This window comes from Mycobacterium sp. (assembly GCF_032159765.1).
In the GTDB taxonomy this organism is placed as follows: domain Bacteria; phylum Actinomycetota; class Actinomycetes; order Mycobacteriales; family Mycobacteriaceae; genus Mycobacterium.
Genome location: NZ_JAVHWM010000017.1, coordinates 1 through 3876, shown reverse-complemented (window position 1 = coordinate 3876; position 3876 = coordinate 1). Strand labels below are relative to the sequence as shown.

The following is a 3876-nucleotide window of genomic DNA, read 5'->3' as shown; positions in this document are numbered from 1 at the left end:
GTGTCGGCGCGGCCTCGGGCGCGGTAGCCGGGCTGGTCGCCATCACCCCTGCCTGCGGCGCGGTCACCCCCGTCGGTTCGATCTTCCTCGGCTTGATCGCAGGCGCGATCTGCCCGCTTGCCGTCGGCCTGAAGTCGAGGTTCGGCTACGACGACTCGCTCGACGTGGTCGGCGTGCACCTGGTCGGCGGCGTGATCGGCACCCTGCTGATCGGCCTGTTCGCCAGCGCGAGCATGCCGAACAAGACCAACGGCCTCTTCTACGGTGGCGGGCTCGATCAACTGTGGAAGCAGGCGGTCGCCGCAGGCGCAGTGATGGCCTACTCGTTCGTGGTCGCTTACATCATCGCGTTCGTCATCAAGAAGACGATGGGTATCCGCATCTCGACCGACGAAGAAGAAAAGGGCATCGACGCCAAGTTTCACCGGGACGCGGCGTACGAGCTCCAGCCCGCCTGACAAGCTCCGGCCGGCGCGCGCCCACTCGCCCGCGCCGGCCGGCCTTTTCGACAACCACGAAGGCTTATTTGGAATGTCTGACGCCAATCGTTCCCTTGCCACCCTGGCTGAACAGTCAGGAACGAAGTTCATCCTCGCTCTGTTCGTCGACCTGCGCGGCAAGCCGTGCGCGAAGCTGGTGCCCGTCGAGGCCGTCGACCTGCTCGCCACCGAGGGTGTCGGATTCGCCGGATACGCCGTCGGCGCGATGGGCCAGGAGCCCAAAGACCCTGACCTGATGGCCATTCCGGACCCGGCGTCGTTCACGCCGATCCCGTTCATCAAGGACGGCCTCGCCATCGTGCACTGCGACCCGCACGTCACCGGCGAACCGTGGCCATACGCCCCGCGCGTGATTCTCAAGGCACTGATCCAGCGGGCCGCCGACGCCGGCTTCGAGCCGTGGGTCGGCGCCGAGGTGGAGTACTTTCTGCTGCACCGCAACTCCGACGGCAGCCTCTCGGTCGCGGACGCCGCTGACACCGCCGCGCAGCCCTGCTACGACGCGCGCGGCGTCACCAGGATGTACGACCACCTGACCGCGATCTCGGCGGCGATGAACACGCTCGGCTGGTCCAACTACGCCAACGACCACGAGGACGGCAACGGCCAGTTCGAGCAGAATTTCCAATTCGCCGACGCGCTCACCACTGCCGACCGCGTCGTCACGCTGCGCTACTTGCTGACGATGATCGCTGCCGAACGCGGCATGGTGGCGACCTTCATGCCCAAGCCATTCGCCGACAAGACCGGCAGCGGTTTGCATTTGCATTTGTCGCTGACTAGTGGCGGCACTCCGGTATTTCCCGCCGACGAGGACGCCCGCGGACTGGGTCTGTCGGAGACTGCGTACGCGTTCATCGGCGGCATCCTCGAGCACGCCAGCGCGCTGCAGGCGGTGGTGGCGCCAACGGTCAACTCCTACAAGCGGACCGGTGCGACGACGACGGCGTCGGGCGCTTCGTGGGCACCGAGGACCCCGACCTACGGCGGCAACGACCGCACCCACTACATCCGGGTGCCCGACTCGGCGCGCGTCGAGCTACGCGGCGGCGACGGCTCGGCCAACCCGTACCTGGCAATCGCCGCGGCACTGGGCGCGGGCATCGATGGGATCAAACGCAGCGCCGACCCTGGAGGCATTGGCGGCCAGGGACGTTCACCGCTGCCGCCGACTCTGCTGCACGCGGTCGACGAATTCCAGGGCGACCCGTTGATCACGGGTGTGCTCGATGCCGCGGGCGACGGCGTGGCGGGCTACTTCGCCGACATCAAGCGCGAGGAGTTCTTCGCCTACCACAGCTCAGTGGCGCCATGGGAGATCGACAACTACCTCACCGCGTTCTGAATCGTCATACGTCAAAGGAGACAAGCCATGTGCGGGATCGTCGGGTTGCACCTGCGCACCCCGGAGCTCTATCCCCGGCTCGGAGAACTGCTCACCGGGATGCTGTGTGAGATGGGCGACCGCGGCAGCGACTCAGCCGGTGTCGCCGTCTACGGCGACCCGATAATGTCACCCCCCGGCCGGGGCTGCGTCTCCGTGCTGGAGGTCGATCCGACGGCCGATGACCTCGGCCTTGACATCAGCGTGACCAGGCGCGGCGACACTTATCTCGTTACCGCGGACGTGCCTTCTGAGGTGCTGCACGACGCGGTCGCGGCCGCGTATCCCGACGCGCTGATCGCGGGATTCGGTTCGGACATGGCCGTGCTCAAAGGGGTTGGGCATCCTCGTATGTTGACCAACGCGTGGGGGTTGGCCGAGGCGCAGGGTTGGCAGGGCGTCGGTCACACCAGGATGGCGACGGAGTCTGCGGTAACGCCCGCGGGCTGTCATCCGTACGCGGTCGGGCCGCAGCAGTGCATGGTGCACAACGGCTCGTTCGCCAATCACGCCACGATCCGCCGCGAACTACGTGCCACCGGTACGCAATTCGATAGCGACAATGACACCGAGGTCGGAGCGCGGTTCATCGCCAAGCAGCTGGCAGGCGGCCGCGACGTGGAGGCCGCATTAAAGGAGCTCTGCGCTGTCTTTGATGGGTTCTACACGCTGCTGGTGTCCAACCGAGACTCGTTCGCGGTGGTGCGCGACGCGATCGCGTGCAAACCCGCCGTCATCGCCGAGACCGAAGACTGGGTGGCGATGGGCAGCGAATACCGCGCGCTGGCAGGGCTTCCCGGCGTCGAGACCGCCAAGATCTGGGAGCCGGAGCCGGAGGTGATCTACGCATGGAACAGATGACAGCGACGGTGTCCTCGTATGACCTGCGCACGACTCCCCTGCGTGAGGTCAATGCCATTCTGCACGCGCCGGATCTGTCCGGCGAGTTCGTCCTCGCACATCCCGAAGGCGCACACAACGTCGCCGTCGGCATCGACGCGCCGGTGAAGGTGACCGTCGACGGCCACGTCGGCTACTACGCCGCCGGGATGAACCAGCAGGCCGAGATCATCATCAATGGCAACGCGGGTACCGGTGTGGCCGAGAACATGATGAGCGGCACGGTTTGGGTCAAGGGTGACGCGTCACAGTCGGCGGGTGCGACCGCGCACGGTGGCCTGCTGGTGATCGAAGGGAATGCCGCAGCGCGGTGCGGGATTTCGATGAAGGGAGTCGACCTGTTAGTGGGCGGCAACGTGGGCCACATGAGCGCATTCATGGCGCAAGCCGGGCGGCTGGTGATCCGGGGCGATGCCGGCGAGGCGCTTGGCGACTCCATCTATGAAGCCCGCATCTACGTCCGCGGTGCCGTCGCCTCGCTTGGCGCCGACTGCGTCGCGAAGGAGATGCGCCCCGAGCATCACAAAGAGCTCGAATACCTGTTGAAGGCGGCCGGTTTCGAGGGCGACGACACCGCCGCCTACACCCGCTACGGCTCGGCCCGAAACCTGTACCACTTTCACGTCGACAATGCTTCGAGCTACTGATGACTCCTTCTTTCGACACGGCGGACTCCAGGGCGCGCATGGGTCTTCGCGAGTCCGCCACGTTCGATCGGCCGACGATCGCGGCCATCCAGCGTGCTGCGGAAACCGGCATCTACGACATCCGCGGATGGGGCGCGAAGCGGCCGCTGCCGCATTTCGACGATCTTCTCTTCCTTGGCGCATCGATGTCGCGCTACCCGCTGGAGGGTTACCGCGAGAGGTGTGGCACCGACGTGGTGCTCGGCGACCGGTTCGCGAAACACCCACTGCACCTCGAGATTCCGGTGACGATCGCCGGGATGTCATTCGGCGCGCTGTCCGGCCCCGCCAAGGAGGCGTTGGGCCGCGGCGCCAGCGAGGTGGGCACGTCAACCACCTCCGGTGACGGCGGCATGACGCCCGAAGAGCGCGGTCAGAGCAAATACCTGGTCTACCAATATCTTCC

At 66.2% G+C, this 3876-nt stretch carries 5 protein-coding genes; all 5 read left to right on the top strand.

The annotated features are described in order from the left end of the window. The coding region (locus QOH60_RS01930; protein WP_526416527.1) for an ammonium transporter at nt 1–458 on the top strand (458 nt) is incomplete at its 5' end. A 73-nt stretch (nt 459–531) separates the two neighbouring features. Next, the gene (gene glnT / locus QOH60_RS01925; protein WP_526416525.1) at nt 532–1845 is read left to right on the top strand and encodes a type III glutamate--ammonia ligase; all 1314 of its coding nucleotides are present in this window, start codon (nt 532–534) and stop codon (nt 1843–1845) included. A gap of 27 nt (nt 1846–1872) precedes the next feature. Then, nucleotides 1873–2745: a class II glutamine amidotransferase domain-containing protein gene (locus QOH60_RS01920; protein WP_526416523.1), complete on the top strand. Its 873-nt coding sequence runs from the start codon at nt 1873–1875 to the stop codon at nt 2743–2745. Further along, the gene (locus QOH60_RS01915; RefSeq protein ID WP_526416521.1) at nt 2733–3431 is read left to right on the top strand and encodes a protein glxC; all 699 of its coding nucleotides are present in this window, start codon (nt 2733–2735) and stop codon (nt 3429–3431) included. Before QOH60_RS01920 ends, QOH60_RS01915 begins: the two co-directional genes overlap by 13 nt. Beyond that, nucleotides 3431–3876: glutamate synthase-related protein (locus tag QOH60_RS01910; protein ID WP_526416519.1), on the top strand; the 446-nt coding region annotated here is incomplete at its 3' end. The genes QOH60_RS01915 and QOH60_RS01910, both read left to right, overlap by 1 nt.

Excerpts from the sequence above, each read along its gene's own strand:
- QOH60_RS01920 (WP_526416523.1), top strand. The coding sequence starts at position 1,873 with ATGTGCGGGATCGTCGGGTTGCACCTGCGCACCCCGGAGCTCTATCCC.
- QOH60_RS01915 (WP_526416521.1), top strand. The coding sequence starts at position 2,733 with ATGGAACAGATGACAGCGACGGTGTCCTCGTATGACCTGCGCACGACT.
- glnT (WP_526416525.1), top strand. The coding sequence starts at position 532 with ATGTCTGACGCCAATCGTTCCCTTGCCACCCTGGCTGAACAGTCAGGA.